The sequence below is a fragment of the Schnuerera sp. genome, from assembly GCF_035459645.1.
GTDB lineage: Bacteria > Bacillota > Clostridia > Tissierellales > Tepidimicrobiaceae > Schnuerera.
Genome location: NZ_DATHXO010000279.1, coordinates 1 through 2333, shown reverse-complemented (window position 1 = coordinate 2333; position 2333 = coordinate 1). Strand labels below are relative to the sequence as shown.

Below are 2333 nucleotides of genomic sequence, written 5' to 3'. Positions count from 1 at the left end.
AAAGTAGAACATTATGATGAAATACATTATCCCGATTTAATTGTCAAGGACGATTATATTGATTTTAAGGTGGAAATTGCAAAGGAATATAAAAAGAAGTATGATAAGATTATATTTATAGGAGATGGATCTACAGATATAAACGTAGCAGATAAAGTAGACTATCTGTTTGCTAGAGATCATCTGAGGGATTATTGTCTTAAAAACAATATAGAACATATTAGTTGGGAAAATTTTGAAGATATAAACAAATGGATTTTCAAATAGTTATTAAATAATTTGGGAGACGATATTTATGATACTAATAAAAAAAATAGAAGTATACGATCCTCAGTATATAGGGGCGAAAGATGTATTTATTAGTAATGGTAAAATTACCTTAATAGATGATAATATTGAAACTTTTTCAAATAAGATCAAAATTATTGAGGGTAATGGAAAAAAGTTGATTCCAGGATTTATAGATAATCACGTCCATATTACTGGTGGAGGAGGAGAAGGAAGTTTTAAGACAAGAGTTCCTGAGATTAGTTTATCGAAATTAATCGAAGGAGGGATAACTACAGTAGTAGGCCTTTTAGGGACAGACTCAACTACTAGAAATATTGAAAATTTAGTAGCTAAAGCTAAAGCTCTTAAAGAAGAAGGGATATCCGTTTATGTTCATACAGGAGCTTATGAATATCCGTCACCTACTTTAACAGGTTCGGTAAAGAAGGATATTGTGTTTATAGAAGAGGTTATAGGTGTAAAAATTGCTTTATCAGATCATAGATCCTCTAGTTTATCATATGATGAATTAGCCAGATTAGCCTCTGATGTAAGAATAGCAGGAATGCTTTCTGGGAAAGCAGGAATAGTTGTAGTACATATGGGGAACGGGAAAAAAGGATTAAGGCTAATAAACGAAGTTATTGATGAGACTGATATACCTATTAGGACTATTAGACCCACCCATGTAAATAGGAAGAAAGAATTATTAGTCGAATCTTTAGAATATGCAAAGAAAGGTGGCATAATAGATTTGACCTGTGGGATATACGATGAACTATCTCCAAGGAATGTTATTAAAAGAGCAGAAACACTAGGAATTCCTTTAGAAAATATAACTATTAGCTCTGATGGATATGGAAGTTGGTCTCGATATGATGATAATGGAAATATATTAGAAATAGGTGCTTCTTCAGTAAATAGCCTTTATGAAGAGTTTAAATCTATGGTATTGGATTTAGGATTTGATTTGGAAAAGGCTCTAAAGTTTTTTACATTAAATGTATCAATAGCATTAAATATTTATCCTGAGAAAGGTATAATCAAAGAAAATTCCCATGCTGATTTATTAATAGTAGATAATAACTTGGAAATCAAAACTGTAATTGCAAATGGAGAATTGATGATGGATGAAGGGCAATTATTGAAAAAAGGGACCTATGAGTGAGAAAGTATCTGGATGTTTTCTCACTCATCTTCTATAGAATCAATATCATGGCCTAATATTTCTTGAATTTTCATTTGGATGCGTTCTAGGTCCAAACTAGCTTCGTCTAAAATACTTTTCCTCAACATAGGGCCAATTTGTTCAATATCATCTAATATATCCTGTAGAAGTTCCATAGCAGATGTGGCTTCTAATACTTCTTTAGGAGTTTTTGACATATTAGCTAAAATAGTAGTTTCTGTTCTAGAAGCAATAATGGGATTTTTTAGATTTTCAATATATACTAAAGTACGTCGTCCAGGCCCTCTTTTTTCTTCGATAGGATCTAGGGCAACAATTTTATCCGACCGAACAAATTTGCCGTAACCTAAAGGGATTATTGTGTTTTCACGGATTTCCAAGAAAGTTCACTCCTTGTATAAGAAATTTATATTATAAGTTTGAAATAGCCTTGGACTTATTATGCCCTAAAAAATAGAAATGATGATATTTTATATTTAATATAAGAATTTAGATATAATATAGAATAATATGATATAATTATATATAAATATAAACGGGAAATCTTAAAAACTATAAAGTTAGCTTAAGATTGGAGGGATAAATGTGAATAATGAAGAGAGGATTTTGACTTTATTAGAGAACATACAGGGGCAAATTTCATCATTGGAAAAGAACACCAATGCAAAATTTGAAGCAATGGACGAAAGATTTGAATCCATGGAGAAGAATACCAATGCCAAATTTGAAGCAATGGACAAAAGATTTGAATCCATGGAGAAGAATACCAATGCCAAATTTGAAGCAATGGACAAAAGATTTGAATCCATGGAGAAGAATACCAATGCCAAATTTGAAGCAATGGACAAAAGATTTGAATCCATGGAGAAGAATA

The 2333-nt window shown here is 31.1% G+C and carries 4 protein-coding genes; 3 read left to right on the top strand and 1 reads right to left on the bottom strand.

Translation table 11 applies throughout. The annotated features are described in order from the left end of the window. Both VK998_RS06540 and iadA read left to right on the top strand, forming a co-directional pair. Window positions 1-267: hypothetical protein (locus VK998_RS06540; RefSeq protein WP_325226738.1), on the top strand; the 267-nt coding region annotated here is incomplete at its 5' end. Window positions 268-295: 28 nt separating this feature from the next. Beyond that, on the top strand, window positions 296-1438 hold the full coding sequence (iadA, locus tag VK998_RS06535) for a beta-aspartyl-peptidase (RefSeq protein WP_325226736.1): 1143 nt from the start codon (window positions 296-298) through the stop codon (window positions 1436-1438). 20 nt (window positions 1439-1458) lie between these two features. Here the strand turns inward: iadA and VK998_RS06530 are convergent, their stop codons facing one another. Then, window positions 1459-1839 carry a hypothetical protein gene (locus tag VK998_RS06530; RefSeq protein ID WP_325226734.1) on the bottom strand — a complete coding sequence of 127 codons (381 nt, stop codon included), beginning with the start codon at window positions 1837-1839 and terminating at the stop codon, window positions 1459-1461. A 205-nt stretch (window positions 1840-2044) separates the two neighbouring features. Between VK998_RS06530 and VK998_RS06525 the strand changes: the two genes are divergently transcribed. Next, on the top strand, window positions 2045-2333 hold a 289-nt coding region (locus VK998_RS06525), incomplete at its 3' end, for a hypothetical protein (RefSeq protein WP_325226732.1).